Genomic DNA, 1,061 nt, shown 5'->3' with positions numbered 1-1,061 from the left:
GCCGAAGAAGAGCGGACCGCCCAAGTCCGGTACGAGCAGCGCCAAGACGGACAAGGCGGCCAAGGGCGGCGACAACGCCGGTCAGGGCAAGAAGTCGGCCGCCGACAAGAACACGGGCAAGAACACCAGCACCGGCAGGACCACGGGCACGAGCAAGGACACCGGCAAGAGCACAGGCGTCGACAAGGGCAAGACCAAGGCCACGACCCCTCCCTCCGGCACAACCGCGACGACCTCCGCCACGCCCCCCGCCGCCCCGCCGTCCCCCTACGTCGACCCCACCGGCAACGCCGTCCAGACCCCCGGCGACGGCAACTGCCTCCTCTACGCCGTCATCGGCAGCGCACCCCAGCTGGTCCGCACCCGCCTCCAGCAGGCCGCCGCCACCGGCACCACGCAGGCCCTCGCCCCGGCCACCGCCGCCTGGCTCGCCCGGCCCGACGACGTACAACAGGCCCTCAGGACAATGGCGCAGAACCCGCAGGCAGGCGACCGGGGATCCAATCAACTGCGGGCCGCACGGCAGGAGTTGCGGAACCTTGTCCTGGCCCGGCTGGCGGCGGCGCGCGACGGCAGCCGACCGCTGCCCCCGCAGGTGCTCGGCCAGCTCCGGGGCGTCCTCGTCACCCCCTTCACCGCGGCGGTCCAGAACATGACCGCCGCCCAGATCGACAACGAACTGGTCCGGTACGGCATCCAGGGCGTGACCCACGCCGAGGACCTGGATCCGGTCGACCTCCAGACCCGCTATCTGCAGGCCGTCTCGGTCCAGGGCGCCCCGCCCGCACCGACCGGCGCCGCGCCGAGCAACCGCCGTATGTTCGCCTACCTGCGTGCGGTGAACGGCCTGCCGACGCTCGCCACCATGACCACGGACGAGCGCCGGTCGCTGCTGATCGCCGGCTACCACCGGAGTACCGCCGCCCTCAGCGACGACGAGGCGAACATGCTCGGCGGCGCGGTGAGCCGCTGGTCGGACGCGTGGGCGAACCCGATCGGCGACGCGTTCCTGCCCCTGCTCGCCGACACCCTCGACGCCCCGATCCACGTCTTCCAGCCGG

1 pseudogene is annotated in these 1,061 nt (G+C 72.6%); it reads left to right on the top strand.

The features are described 5' to 3' along the window. Positions 1-1,061, top strand: a pseudogene (locus ACWDEW_RS48830) (hypothetical protein); the annotation flags it as partial.

Source organism: Streptomyces sp. NPDC001100, from assembly GCF_053598575.1.
The sequence above is the reverse complement of the archived record's forward strand: the minus strand, read 5'-3'. Positions and strand labels throughout refer to the sequence as shown.